The 19,674-nt window shown below is 58.2% G+C and carries 19 protein-coding genes; 5 read left to right on the forward strand and 14 right to left on the reverse strand.

From position 1 onward, the window contains the following. Nucleotides 1-3 precede the first annotated feature (3 nt). From lspA to murJ, 4 genes are all read right to left on the reverse strand, one after another. Nucleotides 4-516, reverse strand: a complete 513-nt coding sequence (gene lspA, locus E3W21_RS25785) for a signal peptidase II (RefSeq protein WP_129441088.1) — start codon at nt 514-516, stop codon at nt 4-6. Next, nucleotides 509-3,340, reverse strand: a complete 2,832-nt coding sequence (gene ileS / locus E3W21_RS25790) for an isoleucine--tRNA ligase (protein WP_134422342.1) — start codon at nt 3,338-3,340, stop codon at nt 509-511. The genes lspA and ileS overlap by 8 nt, the downstream gene beginning before the upstream one ends. Further along, nucleotides 3,341-4,291: a bifunctional riboflavin kinase/FAD synthetase gene (ribF, locus tag E3W21_RS25795; RefSeq protein ID WP_008154932.1), complete on the reverse strand. Its 951-nt coding sequence runs from the start codon at nt 4,289-4,291 to the stop codon at nt 3,341-3,343. 129 nt (nt 4,292-4,420) lie between these two features. After that, nucleotides 4,421-5,959: a murein biosynthesis integral membrane protein MurJ gene (murJ, locus tag E3W21_RS25800; protein ID WP_129441084.1), complete on the reverse strand. Its 1,539-nt coding sequence runs from the start codon at nt 5,957-5,959 to the stop codon at nt 4,421-4,423. Nucleotides 5,960-6,211: 252 nt separating this feature from the next. Here murJ and rpsT point away from each other — a divergent pair, with 252 nt between their 5' ends. Next, nucleotides 6,212-6,490: a 30S ribosomal protein S20 gene (rpsT, locus tag E3W21_RS25810; protein ID WP_008154937.1), complete on the forward strand. Its 279-nt coding sequence runs from the start codon at nt 6,212-6,214 to the stop codon at nt 6,488-6,490. Between the two features lie 215 nt (nt 6,491-6,705). On the opposite strand, the gene E3W21_RS25815 is transcribed toward rpsT, so the two are convergent. The 5 genes from E3W21_RS25815 to rplU form a co-directional block, all read right to left on the reverse strand. Then, nucleotides 6,706-7,170: a CreA family protein gene (locus tag E3W21_RS25815; protein ID WP_076029692.1), complete on the reverse strand. Its 465-nt coding sequence runs from the start codon at nt 7,168-7,170 to the stop codon at nt 6,706-6,708. 12 nt (nt 7,171-7,182) lie between these two features. After that, on the reverse strand, nt 7,183-8,301 hold the full coding sequence (gene proB / locus E3W21_RS25820) for a glutamate 5-kinase (protein WP_129445113.1): 1,119 nt from the start codon (nt 8,299-8,301) through the stop codon (nt 7,183-7,185). Between the two features lie 123 nt (nt 8,302-8,424). After that, nucleotides 8,425-9,648, reverse strand: coding sequence for an Obg family GTPase CgtA (cgtA, locus tag E3W21_RS25825; protein ID WP_010467530.1), 1,224 nt, complete (start codon nt 9,646-9,648; stop codon nt 8,425-8,427). 194 nt (nt 9,649-9,842) lie between these two features. Then, on the reverse strand, nt 9,843-10,118 hold the full coding sequence (rpmA, locus tag E3W21_RS25830) for a 50S ribosomal protein L27 (RefSeq protein WP_003215862.1): 276 nt from the start codon (nt 10,116-10,118) through the stop codon (nt 9,843-9,845). Between the two features lie 34 nt (nt 10,119-10,152). Next, complete coding sequence (gene rplU / locus E3W21_RS25835; protein WP_003176051.1) at nt 10,153-10,467, reverse strand: 50S ribosomal protein L21; 315 nt, start codon at nt 10,465-10,467, stop codon at nt 10,153-10,155. 240 nt (nt 10,468-10,707) lie between these two features. Between rplU and E3W21_RS25840 the strand changes: the two genes are divergently transcribed. From E3W21_RS25840 to E3W21_RS25850, 3 genes are all read left to right on the forward strand, one after another. Beyond that, on the forward strand, nt 10,708-11,676 hold the full coding sequence (locus E3W21_RS25840; protein ID WP_134422344.1) for a polyprenyl synthetase family protein: 969 nt from the start codon (nt 10,708-10,710) through the stop codon (nt 11,674-11,676). A 165-nt stretch (nt 11,677-11,841) separates the two neighbouring features. Further along, nucleotides 11,842-12,183 carry a zinc ribbon domain-containing protein YjdM gene (locus E3W21_RS25845; RefSeq protein ID WP_008154270.1) on the forward strand — a complete coding sequence of 114 codons (342 nt, stop codon included), beginning with the start codon at nt 11,842-11,844 and terminating at the stop codon, nt 12,181-12,183. Nucleotides 12,184-12,388: 205 nt separating this feature from the next. Beyond that, nucleotides 12,389-12,646, forward strand: coding sequence for a hypothetical protein (locus E3W21_RS25850; protein ID WP_129441078.1), 258 nt, complete (start codon nt 12,389-12,391; stop codon nt 12,644-12,646). 109 nt (nt 12,647-12,755) lie between these two features. Here the strand turns inward: E3W21_RS25850 and E3W21_RS25855 are convergent, their stop codons facing one another. From E3W21_RS25855 to E3W21_RS25865, 3 genes are all read right to left on the reverse strand, one after another. Beyond that, the gene (locus E3W21_RS25855; protein ID WP_046048787.1) at nt 12,756-13,373 is read right to left on the reverse strand and encodes an FKBP-type peptidyl-prolyl cis-trans isomerase; all 618 of its coding nucleotides are present in this window, start codon (nt 13,371-13,373) and stop codon (nt 12,756-12,758) included. Nucleotides 13,374-13,494: 121 nt separating this feature from the next. Next, the gene (locus E3W21_RS25860; RefSeq protein WP_033054285.1) at nt 13,495-13,794 is read right to left on the reverse strand and encodes a DUF6482 family protein; all 300 of its coding nucleotides are present in this window, start codon (nt 13,792-13,794) and stop codon (nt 13,495-13,497) included. A 133-nt stretch (nt 13,795-13,927) separates the two neighbouring features. Beyond that, a complete protein-coding gene (locus E3W21_RS25865; protein ID WP_033054284.1) occupies nt 13,928-14,416 on the reverse strand; it encodes a TIGR00645 family protein in 489 nt (162 codons plus the stop codon). Between the two features lie 170 nt (nt 14,417-14,586). Here E3W21_RS25865 and E3W21_RS25870 point away from each other — a divergent pair, with 170 nt between their 5' ends. Further along, complete coding sequence (locus E3W21_RS25870; protein ID WP_134422346.1) at nt 14,587-16,416, forward strand: hypothetical protein; 1,830 nt, start codon at nt 14,587-14,589, stop codon at nt 16,414-16,416. Between the two features lie 5 nt (nt 16,417-16,421). Here E3W21_RS25870 and E3W21_RS25875 read toward each other — a convergent pair whose 3' ends face one another. Then, complete coding sequence (locus E3W21_RS25875; RefSeq protein ID WP_129441074.1) at nt 16,422-16,763, reverse strand: hypothetical protein; 342 nt, start codon at nt 16,761-16,763, stop codon at nt 16,422-16,424. Between the two features lie 331 nt (nt 16,764-17,094). Next, complete coding sequence (locus E3W21_RS25880; RefSeq protein WP_129441072.1) at nt 17,095-19,533, reverse strand: Lon protease family protein; 2,439 nt, start codon at nt 19,531-19,533, stop codon at nt 17,095-17,097. Nucleotides 19,534-19,674 lie beyond the last annotated feature (141 nt).

A 19,674-nucleotide genomic window follows, 5' to 3' on the forward strand; every position in this document is an offset into this window, starting at 1 on the left:
TGTTCAGTCATGAACGGCTTCTCCGGTTTTTTTGCTTTTGAACATGTCCAGCGCAAGCATTACGGCACCGACAGTGATTGCACTGTCGGCAAAGTTGAACGCCGGGAAATACCAGCGGTTCTGCCAATGCACCAGAATGAAATCGATCACATGGCCCAAGGCAATGCGGTCATACAGATTCCCCAGCGCGCCACCCAGCACCAGCGCCAAAGCAACGGCCAGCCAGGTTTCGTTGCGTCCCAGACGCTTGAGCCACACCACCAGCACCGCACTGACCACGACCGCGATCAGGGCAAACAGCCAGCGCTGCCAGCCGGAGCTGTCGGCCAGGAAGCTGAACGCTGCGCCCGTGTTGTAGGCCAAGGTCCAGCTGAACAAATCGGGGATCACCACGATTTGCTGGAACATCTCGAGCTTGCCTTCGAAGTAGAACTTGCTGGCCTGGTCGATGACCAGGACCAGCAAACTCAACCAGAGCCAGCTCAGCCGTCCGAAACGGCCAGCCGCATTAGGCATAGTGACGAACCTCGCCAGCGCCGCTGATGTTATCGACGCAACGACCGCAGATTTCCGGATGCTCCGGGTTCACGCCGACGTCTTCACGGCAGTGCCAGCAACGGGCGCACTTGGCGTGGCTCGACTTGAGCACTTGCAGTTTCAAACCGGTGACTTCGGTGACCACGGCATCGGCCGGCGCCTGAACGAATGGTGCAACAGTAGCAGTCGAGGTGATCAATACGAAGCGCAGTTCGTTGCTCAGCTTGGCCAGGTCGGCGCTCAGCGCCTCTTCGGCGAACAGCGTCACTTCGGCTTGCAGGTTGCCACCGACGGCCTTGGCTGCGCGCTGGATTTCCATTTCCTTGTTGACCGCGACCTTCACCGCCATGATCCGCTCCCAGTAGGCGCGGTCCAGTTCGACGTTTTCCGGCAGCTCGGTCAGGCCTTCGTACCATGTGTTGAGCATTACCGATTCGTTACGCTCGCCCGGCAGGTATTCCCACAGTTCGTCAGCGGTGAATGCCAGGATCGGCGCGATCCAGCGCACCAGCGCTTCGGAGATGTGGTACAGCGCGGTTTGCGCCGAACGGCGGGCCTTGCTGTTGGCGCCAGTGGTGTACTGACGGTCCTTGATGATGTCGAGGTAGAAACCGCCCAACTCCTGCACGCAGAAGTTGTGGATCTTGGAATAGACATTCCAGAAGCGGTATTCACCGTAGTGCTCTTGCAGCTCACGTTGCAGCAGCAGGGTGCGGTCCACGGCCCAACGGTCCAGCGCCAGCATTTCTTCGGCCGGCAGGATGTCGGTGGCCGGGTTGAAGCCGGTCAGGTTGGAGAGCAGGAAGCGCGCGGTGTTACGGATACGCCGGTAAGCGTCCGCACTGCGTTGCAGGATCTGCTCGGAAACCGCCATTTCACCCGAGTAATCGGTGGAAGCAACCCACAGACGCATGATGTCGGCGCCCAGGGTGTCGTTGACCTTTTGCGGCGCGATCACGTTGCCCAAAGATTTGGACATCTTGCGACCGGACTCATCGACGGTGAAGCCGTGGGTCAGCAGCTCGCGGTACGGCGCGTGGTTGTCGATGGCGCAACCGGTCAGCAACGACGAGTGGAACCAGCCACGGTGTTGGTCCGAACCTTCCAGGTACAGGTCGGCACGTGGACCGGTTTCGTGGCCCATCGGGTGCGAACCGCGCAGAACGTGCCAGTGCGTGGTGCCCGAATCGAACCAGACATCGAGGGTGTCGCTGATCTTGTCGTATTGCGGCGCTTCGTCACCGAGCAACTCGGCCGCGTCCATCTTGAACCAGGCCTCGATGCCTTCGACTTCGACGCGCTTGGCGACTTCTTCCATCAATTCGGCTGTGCGCGGGTGCAGCTCGCCGCTTTCCTTGTTCAGGAAGAACGGGATCGGCACGCCCCAGTTGCGCTGACGGGAGATGCACCAGTCCGGACGGTTGGCGATCATCGAGTGCAGGCGCGCCTGGCCCCAGGCCGGGACGAACTTGGTGTCTTCGATGGCTTTGATCGCCCGCTTGCGCAGGGTTTCGCCGGTCACAGGTTCTTTGTCCATGCCGATGAACCATTGCGCGGTGGCACGGTAGATCAGCGGGGTTTTGTGACGCCAGCAATGCATGTAGCTGTGTTCGATGATGCTGGTGTGCAGCAGCGCACCGACTTCGGTCAACTTGTCGACGATGGCCGGGTTGGCCTTCCAGATGAACTGGCCGCCAAAGAACTCCAGCGACGGTACGTAAACGCCGTTGCTTTGTACCGGATTGATGATGTGATCGTTGACCATGCCGTACTTCTTGCAGGTCACGAAGTCGTCCACGCCATAGGCTGGCGAGGAGTGAACCACACCCGTGCCAGCGCCCAGTTCAACGTACTCGGCCAGGTAAACCGGCGACAGACGGTCGTAGAACGGGTGACGGAAGTTGATCAGTTCCAGCTCTTTACCGGTGGTGGTCGCAACGACCGAGCCTTCCAGGCTGTAACGGGCCAGGCACGACTCGACCAGCTCTTCAGCCAGCACCAGCAGTTTGTCGCCGACGTCGACCAGGGAGTAGTTGAATTCAGGGTGAACGTTCAACGCCTGGTTGGCCGGGATGGTCCACGGGGTGGTGGTCCAGATCACGATCGAAGCGGGTTTGCCCAGCGACGGCAGACCGAAAGCGGCAGCCAGCTTGGCTTCGTCGGCAATCGGGAACGCGACGTCGATGGTCGAAGACTTTTTGTTCTCGTATTCGACTTCCGCTTCAGCCAGGGCCGAACCGCAGTCGAAGCACCAGTTCACAGGCTTCAGGCCCTTGAACACGAAACCGCCCTTGACGATTTCAGCCAGGGCGCGGATTTCACCGGCCTCGTTTTTGAAATCCATGGTCTTGTACGGGTTGGCAAAGTCGCCCAACACGCCCAGACGGATGAATTCGGACTTCTGGCCTTCGATCTGCTCGGTGGCGTAGGCACGGCACAGTTCGCGGGTTTTGTCCGCGCCCAGGTTTTTACCGTGGGTCACTTCGACTTTGTGCTCGATCGGCAGACCGTGGCAGTCCCAGCCCGGAACATAAGGCGCGTCGAAACCCGACAGGGTTTTCGAGCGGATGATCATGTCCTTGAGAATCTTGTTCAGCGCATGACCGATGTGAATCGTGCCGTTGGCGTACGGAGGACCGTCGTGAAGTACGAACTTCGGACGATCCTTGCCAATCTCGCGCAACTTACCGTACAGGCCAATGCTGTCCCAGCGCTGCAGAATCTGCGGTTCGCGCTGAGGCAGGCCGGCCTTCATTGGGAAGGCGGTGTCCGGAAGGTTTAGCGTGGCTTTATAGTCGGTCATTTAAGGCTCTTCATTAGCGATTGGCGCTAGGTGCGACAGGGCACGGGCGGCGGCAACATCCGCATTGATCGCCGTCTTAAGCGCCTCCAGAGAGGCGAAACGCTGCTCTTCACGCAGCTTGTGGTGGAAAACCACCGTCAAACGCCGGTCATACAGATCGCCGGCAAAATCTAAAAGATGCACTTCGAGGTGGGCTTTGCCATCACCTTGAACGGTTGGCCGCACGCCAATGTTGGCGACGCCTGGCCAGGTCTTGCCGTCGATGTCGACGTTGACCAGGTAAACCCCGGTCAGCGGCACGCGACGACGCTTGAGTTGTATGTTGGCCGTGGGCGTACCCAACTGGCGCGCCAGCTTCTGGCCATGCAGGACCCGCCCGGCAATCCGGAACGGACGACCGAGCAGTCGCTCGGCCAGGGCAAAATCGGCAGCGGCCAGGGCATTGCGGACCTGGGTGCTGCTGACACGAATACCGTCCAGCTCCACAGTCTGCGCCGCTTCCACGGTAAAACCCTGAAGGACGCCAGCCTGTTGCAGGAAATCGAAATCCCCTACCCGGTCACAGCCGAAACGGAAGTCGTCACCGACCTCAAGATGTTGTACACCGAGGCCGTCCACCAGAATGGTGTCGACGAATTCGGCGGCGCTGAGCTTGCTCAGGCGCTGGTTGAAGGCCAGGCACAGGACCCGGTCGACACCTTCCTCGGCCAGCAGCTGCAGTTTGTCCCGCAGCCGGGCCAGACGGGCCGGCGCCGTGTCCGGGGCGAAGAACTCTCGCGGCTGCGGCTCAAAAATCACCACGCAGCTGGGCACGCCCAACTCGAGCGCACGCTCACGGAGCCTCGCCAGGATAGCCTGGTGGCCACGGTGAACACCGTCAAAGTTGCCAATAGTGGCGACACAGCCCCGATGCTGGGGGCGCAAGTTGTGGAGGCCTCGAACCAGCTGCATAACGCGCTTCTTGCTCATAAAGTGGTCGATTATAACCACACCCGGCGGCCGACGACAGGCAACACCGTAACCCAAAGTGATCGAGCCGACAAAACCGTCGACTCGCCCGTGTTTATCGAGGTCGTGACCTCAGCTCAGCGTTTTGCGATTGAAGTCTCGCAAACGGAAGCCCATCAACAGCAACATGCCGAAATAAGCGACCACTCCGGCAACGACCAATGAGCCCAGACGCAGGAACCGCTCCAGCATATGCCCTTGATCCCAGGCTGGCATGAAATGCATTCCGACCAGTAACACAGCAGACATCACCAACACCGCAATCACTAGCTTGAAGCCGAATTTCGCCCAACCCGGTTGCGGCTCATACATCTGCTGCTTGCGCAGCTGATAGAACAGCAGGCCGGCGTTAATGCACGCGCCGATGCTGATGGCCAGCGCGAGACCGGCGTGGGCCAGCGGGCCGATCAACACCAGGTTGAACAACTGGGTAACGATCAGGGTGAAAATTGCGATTTTGACCGGCGTGCGGATGTTTTGTTGCGCATAAAAGCCCGGCGCCAGCACTTTGATCACGATAATCCCAAGCAAACCGACCGAATAAGCGATCAGCGCCCGCTGGGTCATGGAGGCGTCAAACGCGCTGAACTGACCGTACTGGAATAAAGAAACCGTCAGCGGCTCGGCGAGAATCCCCAGCGCCAGGGAGCACGGCAACACCAGCATGAAGCACAGGCGCAGACCCCAGTCGAGGATTCGCGAGTATTCCTGGCGATCCTTGCTGGCGTAGGTCTTGGCCAGGGTCGGCAGAAGAATCGTACCCAGCGCCACACCCAGCACACCGGACGGTAATTCCATCAAACGGTCGGCGTAGTACATCCATGACACGGAACCGGCGACCAGGAACGAGGCGAAAATGGTATTGATGATCAGCGAAATCTGGCTCACGGACACACCGAGAATCGCCGGCAACATTTGTTTCATGACCCGCCAGACGCCGCTGTCACGCAGGTTCAGTCGTGGCAACACCAGCAGGCCGATCTTTTTCAGGTGCGGCAGCTGATAGAGCAATTGCGCCAGACCACCCACCAGTACTGCCCAACCCAGCGCCATGACCGGCGGATCGAAGTACGGCGTCAGGAACACCGAAAAGATGATCATGCTGACGTTGAGCAGGGTCGGCACGAAGGCCGGCACCGAAAAGCGGTTATAGGTATTGAGGATCGCCCCGGCCAATGAAGACAGGGAGATCAGCAATATATAAGGAAAGGTCACGCGCAACAGACTGGCCGTCAGCTCGAATTTTTCCGGCGTATCGGTGAAACCCGGCGCGGTCGCCCAGATGACCCACGGCGCAGCGATCATGCCCAAAGCGGTGACCAACGCCAGTACCAGCGTCAGCAGGCCCGAGACGTAGGCAATGAAGGTTCGCGTCGCCTCCTCGCCCTTCTGGCTTTTATATTCAGCAAGAATTGGCACGAATGCTTGGGAAAAAGCCCCCTCGGCGAAGATCCGCCGCAGCAGATTGGGCAGTTTGAAGGCGATAAAGAAGGCGTCAGTCGCCATCCCGGCTCCAAATGTGCGCGCAATGAGAGTGTCACGAACGAACCCCAGAATCCGGGAAAGCATCGTGATAGAGCTGACGGCGGCCAACGATTTGAGCAGATTCATTGAAAGAGTTTGTGCCTGTCGATAAACAGCAGGCGAACAAAGCGCCTACTTATGCGATACTCCGCGCCGCAGCAGCACAGAGCCAAAGCTCGCGAGTTTACAGGTCAAGCGCCGGAAATAAATATCCCGCCTCTTTATACCTACCACTTAGCGGAACGTCTCAACCGCCCTTGACAAGACATCAACTCATCGGCATGATTCGCGGCCTATTTTGTTTGCTATTTCCTAAAAAGTCTTTCGAGGAGCTCGACGGTGGCCAACACACCTTCCGCCAAAAAACGTGCAAAACAGGCTGAGAAGCGTCGCAGCCACAACGCCAGCCTGCGTTCCATGGTTCGTACCTACATCAAGAATGTAGTTAAGGCCATCGACGCAAAAGACGCTGAAAAAGCTCAAGCTGCTTACGTTCTGGCCGTGCCAGTTATCGACCGTATGGCCGATAAAGGCATCATCCACAAGAACAAGGCTGCTCGTCATAAGAGCCGCCTGAACGGTCACGTCAAGGCTCTGAACCTTGCTGTTGCCGCATAAGCGATAAGCTTGTTAAAAAACCGACCTCAGGGTCGGTTTTTTATTGCCTGCGATTTGGCCGCTATAACGCAAAAAAAATGTGGGAGCGGCGGTGCGACGATTCGACTTGCTCGCGAAGAGGCCATAACATTCAACATCATCGTTGACTGTTACACCGCCTTCGCGAGCAAGTAGAATCGTCGCACCGCCGCTCCCACATTTCGATTTGCGTCAGATTACTGGGCGCTCGCCCACGGCAGGATAGGGATGGCGGTGACCGCATTCTGCGGACTACCCTCGATCACACGATCGCTATAGACCAGATACACCAGCGTATTGCGCTTCTTGTCGAGGAATCGCACCACCTGCATGGTCTTGAACACCAGCGAAGTGCGCTCCTTGAACACCTCGTCACCATCCTTCAACTCGCCCTTGAAGCTGATCGGCCCGACCTGACGACAAGCGATAGACGCTTCCGCGCGATCTTCAGCCAACCCCAAACCACCCTTCACGCCACCCGTCTTGGCTCGCGAGAGGTAGCAGGTCACGCCCTCAACCTTTGGATCATCAAACGCCTCAACGACGATGCGGTCGTTCGGGCCGACAAACTTGAACACCGTCGACACCTGACCAATCTCCTCGGCCGAGGCCAGCAGCGGCATCGCCAACAGCAGACCCAACAATCCTTTTGCCACGCGCATTCAGGTATTCCTTCAGACCAGGATCAGGTTATCGCGGTGAACCAGTTCCGGCTCCGCCATGTAACCCAACAGACCGACAATCGCCTCAGACGACTGACCGATGATTTTTTGTGCTTCCAGCGCGCTGTAGTTGGCCAGGCCCCGGGCGATTTCACGACCGTCCGGCGCCACGCAAACCACCATCTCGCCACGACGGAAGCTGCCCTGGACCAGTTTGACCCCCACAGGCAGCAAACTTTTGTTGCCTTTGGACAGCGCCGTCACCGCACCGGCATCCAGCACGAGCGTGCCGCGGGTTTGCAGATGCCCGGCCAGCCATTGCTTGCGCGCCGCCAACAGGCCGCGCTCAGGCGACAGCAAGGTGCCGATGCGCTCGCCCGCCTTGAGGCGATCCAGCACGCGTTCAATACGCCCGCCAACGATGATCGTATGCGCACCGGAACGAGCCGCCAGCCGCGCAGCACGCAATTTGGTCTGCATGCCGCCACGACCCAGCGCACCACCGGTACCGCCCGCCACCGCATCCAGCGCCGGATCATCAGCGCGCGCCTCATAAATCAGATTAGCGTTGGGATTGTTGCGTGGATCGGCGTCGAACATGCCATCGCGATCTGTGAGAATCACCAACAAATCAGCCTCGACCAGGTTGGCCACCAGCGCCGCGAGCGTGTCGTTGTCGCCGAAACGTATTTCATCAGTAACCACGGTGTCGTTCTCGTTGATCACCGGAATTACCTTCAGCTCAACCAGCGCGCGCAAGGTGCTGCGGGCATTCAGGTAGCGCTTGCGGTCGGACAAGTCGTCGTGGGTCAGGAGAATCTGCGCGGTATGCCGGCCATGCTCGGCAAAGCTCGACTCCCAGGCTTGCACCAACCCCATCTGACCGATGGCGGCAGCGGCCTGCAACTCGTGCATCGCACTGGGTCGTACGGTCCAGCCCAAGCGACTCATGCCAGCCGCCACCGCCCCGGAGGACACCAGCACCAGCTCGACGCCAGCCTCATGCAAAGCCACCATCTGCTCGACCCAAACACTCATTGCCGCGCGATCCAGGCCCTTACCGTCCGCCGTCAGCAAAGCGCTGCCGATCTTCACGACCCAACGCTGCGCACCTGTCACCTTGCTCCGCATCATCTTCAACCTTAGCTTGAGGACAGCGCGACCCAGCGCCGTCCGTAACGTTATTCGTGACTACCGATTTCCAGATACTAAAACGCCGCTCGATTGAGCGGCGCTTAAGTTTACTGCAACGAATCAGTCACGCACGTAAATGATTTCCGGACCGTCTTCGTCATCCACATCTTCTTCGTCCCAATCATCGTCACCGATGTCGTGGACCGACTTCACGCCGCTACGGCGCAGGGCACGCTGGTCATCCAGGGCCTGCAGCTGAGCACGGGCTTCGTCTTCGATGCGCTGATCGAGTTCGGCCAATTCTTCTTTGTAAACCGGGTCGTTAGCCAGGCGATCGGCACGATCTTCCATGTAACGCATGATGTCGTGGCAAAGACGCTCGGTGCCCAGCTTGGAGATGGCCGAGATCACGTAGACCGGACCGGTCCATTCCAGGCGATCAACGATCTCCTTGACGCGAGCATCGTGCTCTTCTTCGAGGATCTGGTCGCACTTGTTCAGCACCAACCAACGATCACGCTCAGCCAGGGACGGGCTGAACTTGGTCAGCTCGCTGACGATCACTTCCGCAGCATCCGGGGCGCTGGCGTCATCGAGCGGCGCCATGTCCACGAGGTGCAGCAGCAAACGCGTACGCGACAAGTGCTTGAGGAAGCGAATCCCCAGGCCTGCGCCATCGGAAGCACCTTCGATCAGACCCGGAATGTCCGCAACCACGAAGCTTTTCCAGCGATCAACACTGACCACACCCAGGTTCGGCACCAGCGTGGTGAACGGGTAGTCGGCGACTTTCGGCTTGGCGGCCGACACCGAACGAATGAAGGTACTTTTGCCAGCGTTCGGCAAGCCCAGCAGACCGACGTCAGCCAATACCTTCATTTCCAGCTTCAGATCACGCGCCTCACCCGGCTTGCCCGGAGTGGTCTGACGCGGAGCACGGTTGGTACTGGATTTGAAACGAGTGTTACCCAGACCATGCCAGCCGCCGTGAGCCACCAGCAGTTTCTGGCCAGCCTTGGTCAGGTCGCCGATCACTTCCTGAGTAGCGGAGTCGATAACGGTCGTACCGACCGGAACACGCAGCACCAGCTCCTCACCTTTCTTGCCGGTGCAGTCAGTGCTGCCGCCGTTGGAACCACGCTCGGCATCAAAGTGCCGGGTGTAACGGTAGTCCACCAGGGTGTTGAGGTTTTCGTCGGCGATCATGTAGACCGAGCCGCCATCACCACCGTCACCGCCGTTCGGGCCGCCGTTTTCAATGAATTTTTCGCGACGGAAGCTCATGCAACCGTTGCCGCCGTCGCCGGCCTTTACTCGAATCGATACTTCATCAACAAACTTCATAACAAAACGCCTCTCGTCATACGGACGAGCCGAAAAACACTAAGACATAAGACTCTTGCAAAAATGAGCGCAGCGACCTCAATCAACGACCGCAAATCCAGCGCTGGAGCCCATCACAAACAGCTTTGCAAGAGACTCACCCCACAAACGAAAAAGCCCCGTCGCGAGACAGGGCTTTTCCAGCAACTACGTAATTATGCCGCGACGACTTCAGTCTTCGGGACAATGCTCACGTAACGGCGGTTGAAAGCGCCTTTTACTTCAAACTTGATCACGCCGTCGATTTTAGCGAACAGAGTGTGATCTTTACCCATGCCAACACCGTAACCGGCGTGGAATTGGGTGCCGCGCTGACGCACGATGATGTTGCCCGGAATGATAACCTGGCCGCCATACATCTTCACGCCAAGGCGTTTGGCTTCTGAGTCGCGACCGTTACGGGTACTACCACCAGCTTTTTTGTGTGCCATGAGTCAATTCTCCTAGTGAGGAATTAGGCTGAAATTAAGCCTGAATACCGGTGATTTTGATCTCGGTGTACCACTGGCGGTGGCCCATACGCTTCATGTGGTGCTTACGACGACGGAACTTGATGATGCGGACTTTATCGTGACGACCTTGGGAGATCACTTCAGCCACAACGGTAGCGCCAGCAACAACTGGAGCGCCGATGTTCACGTCATCGCCATTGGCGACCAACAGAACGCGATCAAAAGTAACGGATTCGCCGGTAGCGATTTCCAGTTTTTCGATCTTCAGGTATTCACCTGGGGCGACCTTGTATTGCTTGCCACCAGTAACAATTACTGCGTACGACATGGTATTTCTCCGATAATCCTGCTCACCCAGCTCTTTATAAGAAGAGGTATTGGCTGGCATGGCTGCATTGGGCTGGAAGGCCTGTTTGCAATTGCGTAAGGCAGGTGCTGCCCAGGAAGTTCAGGGTGCGCGATTGTACGCAAGCTGCCGGGGCGATGCAAGAGGCCGTCCATCGTACCTTGACACCCGCCGACGTGGGTCCTAGCATGCCGCGCAACCCTTCTGGAGCAACTGTCGCTGATGCAACCCCAAGCTTTCTACCGCGCGGTGGCGGACGATTTTCGCGCCGTCGACGGCATCATCAAGAAGCAGCTGACTTCCCGAGTGCCGCTGGTATCGAAAATCGGCGATTACATTACCTCGGCTGGCGGTAAACGCCTGCGCCCTCTATTGGTTTTGCTGTGTGGCAAGGCTCTGGGTCGCGAAGGCGATGACCTGCGCCTGCTGGCCGCGACCATCGAGTTCCTGCACACCGCGACCCTGCTGCATGACGACGTGGTCGACATGTCCGGCATGCGCCGTGGCCGCTCGACCGCCAACGCCATGTGGGGCAACGCGCCAAGCGTGCTGGTGGGCGACTTCCTGTATTCGCGGTCCTTCGAAATGATGGTCGAACTGGGCTCCATGCCGGTGATGAAAATCCTTTCGCAAGCCACGCGCATCATCGCCGAAGGCGAAGTGTTGCAGCTGTCCAAGGTCCGTGACGCCAGCACCACCGAAGAAACCTACATGGAAGTCATCCGCGGCAAGACCGCGATGCTCTTCGAAGCGTCGACCCACAGTGCTGCAGCGCTCTGCGAAGCGACATCGGAACAGACAGAAGCCCTGCGTACGTTTGGTGATCACCTGGGTGTGGCTTTCCAACTGGTCGACGACTTGCTGGACTACAAAGGCGACGCCGAAACCCTGGGCAAGAACGTCGGTGACGATCTGGCTGAAGGCAAACCGACCCTGCCGCTGATCTACACCATGCGCGAAGGCACGCCGGAGCAGGCTGCACTGGTGCGCAAGGCAATCCAGAAAGGCGGCATCGAAGACCTGGAAAGCATCCGCGAAGCCGTGGAAGCCTCAGGTTCGCTGGATTACACCGCGCAACTGGCCCGTGACTACGTGGCCCGTGCGATCAAGTGCCTCGACGCGCTGCCTGCCAGCGAATACCGCGATGCTCTGGTCGAGTTGAGCGAATTTGCGGTCGCCCGCACGCACTGATATTCAAAGCAAGATCAAAAGATCGCAGCCTTCGGCAGCTCCTACAGGAGTACACAAAACACTGTAGGAGTTGCCGAAGGCTGCGATCTTTTGCTGTGCGCCCCTCCTCCGATAAAACCCTATACAATGTGCGACTTTTAGCGCCCCCCAATCCAAGGAGCTTTAGTGAGCACGTTGCCACCCTGCCCAAAATGCAATTCCGAGTACACCTACGAAGACGGCGCCCAACTGATCTGCCCTGAGTGCGCCCACGAGTGGTCCGCCAGCGGCGAAGCCGAAGCAGTGTCCGATGACACCGTGAAAAAGGATTCGGTCGGCAACGTCCTGCAGGACGGCGACACCATCACTGTGATCAAGGACCTCAAGGTCAAAGGCACCTCGCTAGTGGTCAAGGTCGGCACCAAGGTCAAGAATATCCGCCTGTGCGATGGTGATCACGACATCGACTGCAAGATCGACGGCATCGGCCCTATGAAGCTCAAATCCGAGTTCGTCAGAAAAGTCTGAGCCTGCTGTATTCCATCCCGCGTCCTGCGTGGGATGGTGCTTCACCCTCCCCCGCTTCGCCCAACAAACCCTCGCAATAGCCAAACGCCAGCCGTTTTGACCTACGCAACCTTTACCCTTAAAAAAACACAAACCGCCAATAGGTCCTTGCTATTTGATGAATAAGAATTATTCTCATTGAAACCAATCATTGGAGATGAGACCCATGACTTATTTGATCGATGCCTGGCTGGACCGCCCACACCCTTACCTCAGGATCCTGCATCGGGAAACCGGGGAAGTCTGTGCAGTGCTTGAAGAAGAAGCCTTGAACGAGCTGCAGGATCAGGGGGATCTGGACGTCAATGGCTTGAGCTCCAGCGAGCCGGTGGTGCTCAAGGAACTGGTGCGCAATCTGTTTCTGTTCTGCTATGCCCGGGCGTTGCGCCCGACAAGCGAACTGCACCACAAGCTTGAAATATGAAGATCGTCGCAAAAAACTGTGGGAGCGAGCTCGCGATGACTGACTAGCATTCAACATCTCTGTCGACTGTTATGCCGCTATCGCGAGCAAGCTCGCTCCCACATTGGGATTACAGAACGTCGAGCAGTTCGACGTCGAATACCAGTACGCTGTGCGGCGGAATGCTGCCAACGCCTTGAGCGCCGTAAGCCAGTTCGCTCGGCACGTACAGACGCCATTTGCTGCCGGCGTTCATCAGTTGCAGGGCTTCGGTCCAGCCAGCGATCACGCCGCCAACCGGGAATTCTGCAGGCTGACCACGATCGTAGGAGCTGTCGAACACAGTGCCGTCGATCAGAGTGCCATGGTAGTGAGTGCGCACTTGATCTTCACGGGTTGGCTTGGCGCCTTCACCTTGAGTCAGCACTTCGAATTGCAGGCCGGAAGCCAGGGTGGTGATGCCGTCACGCTTGGCGTTTTCAGCCAGGAATGCCAGGCCTTCGCCAGCAGCGGCTTCAGCTTTGGCAGCTGCTTCAGCTTGCATGATTTCGCGAATGACCTTGAAGCTCGCGGACATTTCTTCCTGACCCACACGGCTTTCCTTGCCGGCGAAAGCGTCGGTCAGGCCTGCCAGGATCGCGTCCAGGCTAACGCCCGGTGGCGGGTTGTCGCGCAGTTGATCGCCCAGCTGACGGCCAATACCGTAGCTGACGCGGGTTTCGTCGGTGGACAGATTTACTTCGGACATGACACTGCTCCGCTGTGCGGACGGCCCTGGAACTAGCCGTGCGTGCACAGCGCGTCCCGGAGCGCCCGGAACCAAAAGGGCCAGCAGACTAGCACAGATGTCATTGCGTTGATGAGAGCCGTCAGTGCTGCCACGCAATCGGTACCTTCAGGCTTCCCTCGGAGCTAGCACCGAGTCCACACATCTCGTCATGAACCGAAACGTGCACAAGGTTGAACGGCAAGCTGGGAAAGGCATGAAGTACTTCGCGGGCATGCTCGACCGAACGCAGGTGAAACATCTGGCCGTGGGCATCACTCAATGGATACGCCGCGCCATGCATCCGCGCTTCCAACAGGTAGATCCCGCCTTCCATCGAGATCAGGTTGAGTTCATCAACCTTCCCGGCGATGGCATAAGCATTCAACTCTTTCAGGTCCATAAACGCACCTCACGCAGTGGCGAGCCAAGATCCTTACAGGCATAGGCCTCGGCGCATCAAAGTACAAGCCACAAACGACACCGCCCGTCTGTTTCGCAACAGACGGGCGGTTTGGTATAGCAATAAAAAGCGATCAGTGCTTGGTCAGCTTATCCAGATAACCCATGGCAAACGCCGAAATCACGAAGGTCATGTGGATGATCACGTACCACTTCAAATGCTCGGGATCGACGTTCTTGGCGTCCATGAAAATCCGCAGCAGGTGGATGGACGAAATGGCCACTATGGAAGCGGCCACCTTCATCTTCAATGAAGAGGAATCCATGGTGCCCAGCCAGTTGAGCTTTTCCTTGTCGTCGTCGATGTCCAGTTGGGAAACGAAGTTCTCGTAACCGGAAATCATCACCATCACCAGCAAACCGCCTACCAGCGCCATGTCGATCAGCGAGAGCAGCACCAGAATCAGATCCGACTCGGCCATCGAGAACACGTTAGGGATGACGTGGAAGACTTCCTGGAAGAATTTCAGCGCCAGGGCCAACAGCCCGAGGGACAGACCGAAGTAGATCGGCGCCAGCAGCCAGCGGCTGGCGTACATTGCATTTTCGATAAAGCGTTCCATTAAATCTCACACAAGGCCTGGAAATGGCCGCGAGTATACCAGCCACCTGTCTATACCCAGAAGCAGCCAGAAACCGTTGGGAAATCCGCAACCTGCGCGTGTGTGACAAGGTTTTTCTGCTAGTGTCCAAAGCATTGACAGCTCAGCGACATCGGACAGGAAGACGGGAAATGGATGTGCGATTGCCTTTAACGAGCGCCGGAATTTGCCTGGCTTTGCTGATGAGCGCCTGCTCACCCAGCGATGAGAAGCGCCAGGTCAGCCTCGAGGAAAAAACTGCGCAGTTCGAGAAGTCTCTGGATGCGATTCAGGACCCAAAACTCAAGGAAGCCGTGGCTGAACTCGGCGGCTCACTGTTGTTGCTCGAGCGTGCGCAACTCAAGCTCGACAGCAAACCGGTGGAAACAGAATATGGCGAAGACGCCCTCGCCGTCCTCAAGCACTATCCGACGCCCCAAGCCTTGGTCGACACCTACATCAACGGCCTGTTCGTGCTGCACAAAGATTCCAGTTCCGACTACCTGACCGATCTGCAACCGGTGTTCCCCTTCAACTTCAACGTTCCGGTCGCGTTTCTCTTTCCCCATAGTCTTGAATGGCAATCGGTGACTTTGAGCAACAAACGCGTCATCCCGTTTCAGCCGGAATGGTCAGAAACCGATCCGGGCATTCAGCTCAGTCCGTCGAGCTCCAACCTGACCAACCCCGATGATTTGACGGTGACCTACCCCTTCATCGACGGCCTGGACGTGGACAAAAAGAACCAGCCACAACCGGTGAGTCTGCAAGGCAAGGTGGAAGTCATCGCGCCGCGCCGGCTCTACAGTTTCGACCTGACGAAAAAGGACGTTGGCCAGACTCGCACCAACGACAACCTCAGCGTCAACCTGCTGAACCTTGCAAACAACTACGCCGAAATCGAATTCAACAACAGCGCGCCACTGGCCCCCGAGGTCAGCGAAACACCGCTGAACCCGCTGATCGTCCAGGCCAAGGACAGCAGCGGGCAATTTCTCTCGCGCTCAGGCTCGATCAACGAAACCGCCGCACAAATAGCCTTCTATCAAAAGCAACTGGCGAAAATGCAACAGCAGAAAGCCTGGAGCGAGAGCTTCGAGAAACAGATCGATGAAGAGCAGCGCGCCTTTGAGAAGCAACAGAGCCACCATTATTCCAAGGTGTACTTCAACGGGCCGATCGAAACGCTTGAGGTCAGCGTACTGGACTATTCAACCGCCACGGTGACCCGCAAGGACCTGAAACTGCCGGTACTTCGCTTCGACCCACACACCACGCAAAAGACCATCCAGCCACTGACGCTACCAGTGGTGGTGTACGACGACCAGGCCACGATCTGGCTCAAGGGCGCCACACTTGGCGAGGAACAACTGAAAAAAAGCATCCGCATCAGCCAGTCGGTCGAAGACCCCAGCGCCGCGCGCATCGAGTTCGATCACCCCAAAAGCTTCAATGATGAGCTGCTCGGCACCTCCTTCACCCCCGGCGAAAGCCCGGTCAGCTTCTTTACCGAGGACGGTAACGGCAAGCGCGATGAGCCGATCGAATTGCCGCCAGAGGCTTACCAGGTCGATCCCCTGCGCGGCACCATCACCTACGACTTGAACCTGTTTCCAGAAACCCCGGCTTACGCGGTGGGCTCCATGCCTCTGTTTCTCGCCATCGTCGAAAAGAAAACCATCGACGCCCACCAGTTGCCCAAAGGGCTGGTGCTCAAGGGCAATGCGCTGGTGGTTGATCTAAAGCAGTTTCCCGCCCAGGACTGGCGTTTCTTCGCCAAGGACGACAGCGGCAATTATCTGAAGGAGATTCTTTCGGTCAGCCACGATGCGAGCGCAGAAGGCCCGGCATTATTGGGGGTGCATTATTTCTACGGGCAGCCTGCCCGTCTGGAAACCTATCAACGAACCGATCTCTCCACCGTGCAATATGGCTTCGAGGTCAAACTCGACAAGGCGGACACGTCCAACCTTGCTCAATAGCCTGTTCAGTGCTCGGGCCGAAACTCGAAACCTCCAGGGTTACGGCAGCGGCCACCATTGATTTCCCGCAGCTGAGCTTGCAGGTGCAGGCACCAGATTTGCGGATCATCGGCCAGCTCATAGCCGTGCAGGGTGAGACTTTCAACAATGGTGTCGAGGATCGACTCAGCCACAAAGGGGCCATGAAACGGGCCCTGGGCTTTGATGGCAGAAGGTTGTTCACCTTCCATTCCGGCGGCGAAGAGTAAGGTCCACATGCCCGTATCCCCCGCCAATGGGCGGATGGCACACTCGATACGGGTCACAAGGCCCAGGCATTGACGGGTGAGGCAGAGGTTGCGCGACATGGCGGCGACCCTCGGTAGATCCGGTATTCAGCCCCCACGGGAGGACTGTCTCGATCCAGTGATTACTGTCGATATCCTTGACCTGAGAATAGAGGAAAAGTCTGACTAGCACGTCAAGTGAGACCGAAAGGCGCCGAATGGTCATTGTGTGAATATTGACGCCAGACTGATGGCACTTTTCATGATTCACCCAAGTCAAAAGTGGGAGCGAGCTTGCTCGCGATAGCGCACTGTCAGCCAACAGAGATGTTGAATGTCAGTGCCTCATCGTCGGAACGCCGCCCGGAGCGAGCTTGCTCCCACAGGGGATTGAGGTGACCTCAGGTTTGTATCAAGCCGGTTTGGCCTCAACCAGTGCTTCCTGCGCAGCTTCTTTCTCGGCTTCCTTGAGGTCTTCTTCGCTGATCATTTCTGCGATGACCCGCAAGCGTTCCACCACTCGCGCGTTAACACTGCCTTCAGGGAACTGGCCATCGGCGTCCGGCGCACCGGCCGGCTCGCCGACCAACAGGCTCAAGGCTTCATCAGCCTGGCGCACGGCGTAGACGTGGAACTGCCCCGCGCGCACCGCCGTCAGCACTTTTTCGTCGAGCATCAGCGTGGCAACGTTGGCGTGGGGAATGATTGCTCCCTGTTCACCGGTCAACCCGCGGGCTTCGCAGAGCCGGAAGAAGCCTTCGATCTTCTCGTTGACCCCACCCACCGCCTGCACTTCACCGAACTGGTTGATCGAACCGGTGATCGCAAAACACTGCTTGAGCGGGGTTTTCGACAGTGCCGAAATCAAGGTGCAAGCCTCGCCCAGCGATGCACTATCACCATCGACGTAACCGTAGGACTGCTCCAGGGCGATACTCGCGGAAATCGCCAGCGGGAATTCCTGGGCGTATCGGCTGCCCAGATACCCGGTGAGGATCATCACGCCCTTGGAGTGAATCGGCTGGCCGAGGTTGACCTCACGCTCGATATCGACGATGCCGCTGCCACCCGGGTAGACCGTGGCGGAGATCCGCGCCGGTATACCGAAGGCCGAGTCACCGACCTCCAGCACTGTCAGCCCGTTGCACTTGCCGACCGCCGCACCTGCGGTGTCGATCAGGATGATCCCGGCCAGCATGTCATCGAGAATCCGCGCCGAAACGCGCCCGGTCCGCGTGGCCTTGGCCTTGAGCGCACGTTCGATGTGCCCGGCGTCGGTCATTTCGTCACTGGCCAGTTGGCGAATGAAATCCGCCTCGCTGACCAGTTGGAACAGATCACCGATCCGCGCCGACAAACGCCCCTGGTGCTCAGCCAGGCGAGCACTGTAAGTCGCCAGACGCGCCACCGCATCGGCGGTCAGCGGCGCCATGCCTTCTTCGGAGGTGCGGGTTTTGAGTAACTGGGCGAACTGTTCCAGGCTTTCGTCGACCATCGGGATGTCTTCGTCGAAGTCCACCAGGACGCGGAACATCTCCTGGAAGTCCGGATCGAGGTCCTGCAGCGTGTAGTAGAGCTGTCGGGCGCCAATGATGACGACTTTGACCTGCAGCGGAATGTGTTGCGGTGTCAGGGTCACGGTGGCGAAACGGCCCATCTCGCCCAGCGGCGATTCCATTTTCAGTTTGCGCGATTGCAGCGCGCGTTTGAGCGCATCCCACACGAATGGCTCGCTGAGCATTTTTTCCGCTTCAAGAATCAAGAAGCCGCCGTTGGCGCGGTGCAGCGCACCCGGACGCAACTGTCGATACGTGGTGTAGAGCGCGCCCTGATCGGTGGTGTACTCGATGCGACCGAACAGGTTTTCGTAAGTCGGGTGCGGCTCAAAGACCACTGGCGCACCGCCGCTGAACGGATGACCGACCACCAGGCTCGGCGCGTATTGCTCTTCCAGCAGCTTGCGGGCGATGGCGTCCGTCTTGCTGTCGTCTACCAGTTGCTCGACCACGGTTTTGAGCAGATACACCTGAATCGCTTGCAGGTAACCGCAAACGCCGGCGTTTTCCGCGTACTTTTCCGACAGCGGCGCGAGCAAGGGTTGCAAGGCCAGGGTGATGGTTTCTTCGTTGAGCTGGCGCAGTAGATTGCTCGACTCACGCTTCCACTGCGGCAGGCTGGCGAGCTCTTCGTTCAGCCGCTCTTCCAGCCATGAAATGTCGTCGTGAAAACGCTCGCGATCGGCTTCCGGCAACTGGGCAAATTCGGCCTCGTCCACGGCCTTGCCTTCGCTCATCGGCGTGAACGCGATATTGGTGCTGTCGCGGTACAGCGCAACGTCCTTCTCCAGCGCCAGGCGCTCGATCACATCCAGCGCCTTGTCGTAACGCTGGTTGAAGGCGCGGTCGATGGCGCTTTTCTTCTGCTGGTAGGACGGGTGCTCGAACACGGCCGGAAAAGTCGCCAGCAGGTTGTCGATCAAGCCGTTGATGTCATCGATAAAGGCACCGGCGGTGCCCGACGGCAACTCCAGTGCGCGAGGCTCGCGAGGGTCATCGAAATTGTTGACGTAGACCCAGTCCGCCGGGGTCTGCAGGCGTTTGCCTTCGGCTTTCAGGTAGCGTTTGACGAACGAAAACCGGCCGGTGCCGGGCTCGCCCATGACGAATACGTTGTAACCGGGGCGTGGCATTGCCACACCGAATTGCAAGGCTTCGACCGCACGTTCCTGGCCAAGCACTCCGCGGAAGGGCTCCAAATCATTGGTGGTAGAGAAGCTGAACTGTTCAGCGGAAAACGGACGGGTCAGCGCTTCGGGCGCTAGACGCAAGCTGGCAGCAACAGGATCAGGCATCGGGCTTCCTTACATCAGGCGGGGCAGATAGCGGCATTCTGGCGCTGCCCATACCTCACTTGCAAGGCGCGCCTCTAGCCAAAGCATAGACAAAGCGGCATCCCCAAGCGGGACGGGGCCAAATCAATGTTTTCAATGAAT

Source organism: Pseudomonas sp. F01002, from assembly GCF_004402115.1.
Taxonomy (GTDB): Bacteria; Pseudomonadota; Gammaproteobacteria; order Pseudomonadales; family Pseudomonadaceae; genus Aquipseudomonas; species Aquipseudomonas frigoris.

What these genes read in the sequence shown, in the direction of transcription:
- lspA (WP_129441088.1), bottom strand. Translation starts at nt 516, where the DNA reads ATGCCTAATGCGGCTGGCCGTTTCGGACGGCTGAGCTGGCTCTGGTTG.
- ileS (WP_134422342.1), bottom strand. Translation starts at nt 3,340, where the DNA reads ATGACCGACTATAAAGCCACGCTAAACCTTCCGGACACCGCCTTCCCA.
- ribF (WP_008154932.1), bottom strand. Translation starts at nt 4,291, where the DNA reads ATGCAGCTGGTTCGAGGCCTCCACAACTTGCGCCCCCAGCATCGGGGC.
- murJ (WP_129441084.1), bottom strand. Translation starts at nt 5,959, where the DNA reads ATGAATCTGCTCAAATCGTTGGCCGCCGTCAGCTCTATCACGATGCTT.
- E3W21_RS25815 (WP_076029692.1), bottom strand. Translation starts at nt 7,170, where the DNA reads ATGCGCGTGGCAAAAGGATTGTTGGGTCTGCTGTTGGCGATGCCGCTG.
- proB (WP_129445113.1), bottom strand. Translation starts at nt 8,301, where the DNA reads ATGCGGAGCAAGGTGACAGGTGCGCAGCGTTGGGTCGTGAAGATCGGC.
- cgtA (WP_010467530.1), bottom strand. Translation starts at nt 9,648, where the DNA reads ATGAAGTTTGTTGATGAAGTATCGATTCGAGTAAAGGCCGGCGACGGC.
- rpmA (WP_003215862.1), bottom strand. Translation starts at nt 10,118, where the DNA reads ATGGCACACAAAAAAGCTGGTGGTAGTACCCGTAACGGTCGCGACTCA.
- rplU (WP_003176051.1), bottom strand. Translation starts at nt 10,467, where the DNA reads ATGTCGTACGCAGTAATTGTTACTGGTGGCAAGCAATACAAGGTCGCC.
- E3W21_RS25840 (WP_134422344.1), top strand. Translation starts at nt 10,708, where the DNA reads ATGCAACCCCAAGCTTTCTACCGCGCGGTGGCGGACGATTTTCGCGCC.
- E3W21_RS25850 (WP_129441078.1), top strand. Translation starts at nt 12,389, where the DNA reads ATGACTTATTTGATCGATGCCTGGCTGGACCGCCCACACCCTTACCTC.
- E3W21_RS25855 (WP_046048787.1), bottom strand. Translation starts at nt 13,373, where the DNA reads ATGTCCGAAGTAAATCTGTCCACCGACGAAACCCGCGTCAGCTACGGT.
- E3W21_RS25860 (WP_033054285.1), bottom strand. Translation starts at nt 13,794, where the DNA reads ATGGACCTGAAAGAGTTGAATGCTTATGCCATCGCCGGGAAGGTTGAT.
- E3W21_RS25865 (WP_033054284.1), bottom strand. Translation starts at nt 14,416, where the DNA reads ATGGAACGCTTTATCGAAAATGCAATGTACGCCAGCCGCTGGCTGCTG.
- E3W21_RS25870 (WP_134422346.1), top strand. Translation starts at nt 14,587, where the DNA reads ATGGATGTGCGATTGCCTTTAACGAGCGCCGGAATTTGCCTGGCTTTG.
- E3W21_RS25875 (WP_129441074.1), bottom strand. Translation starts at nt 16,763, where the DNA reads ATGTCGCGCAACCTCTGCCTCACCCGTCAATGCCTGGGCCTTGTGACC.
- E3W21_RS25880 (WP_129441072.1), bottom strand. Translation starts at nt 19,533, where the DNA reads ATGCCTGATCCTGTTGCTGCCAGCTTGCGTCTAGCGCCCGAAGCGCTG.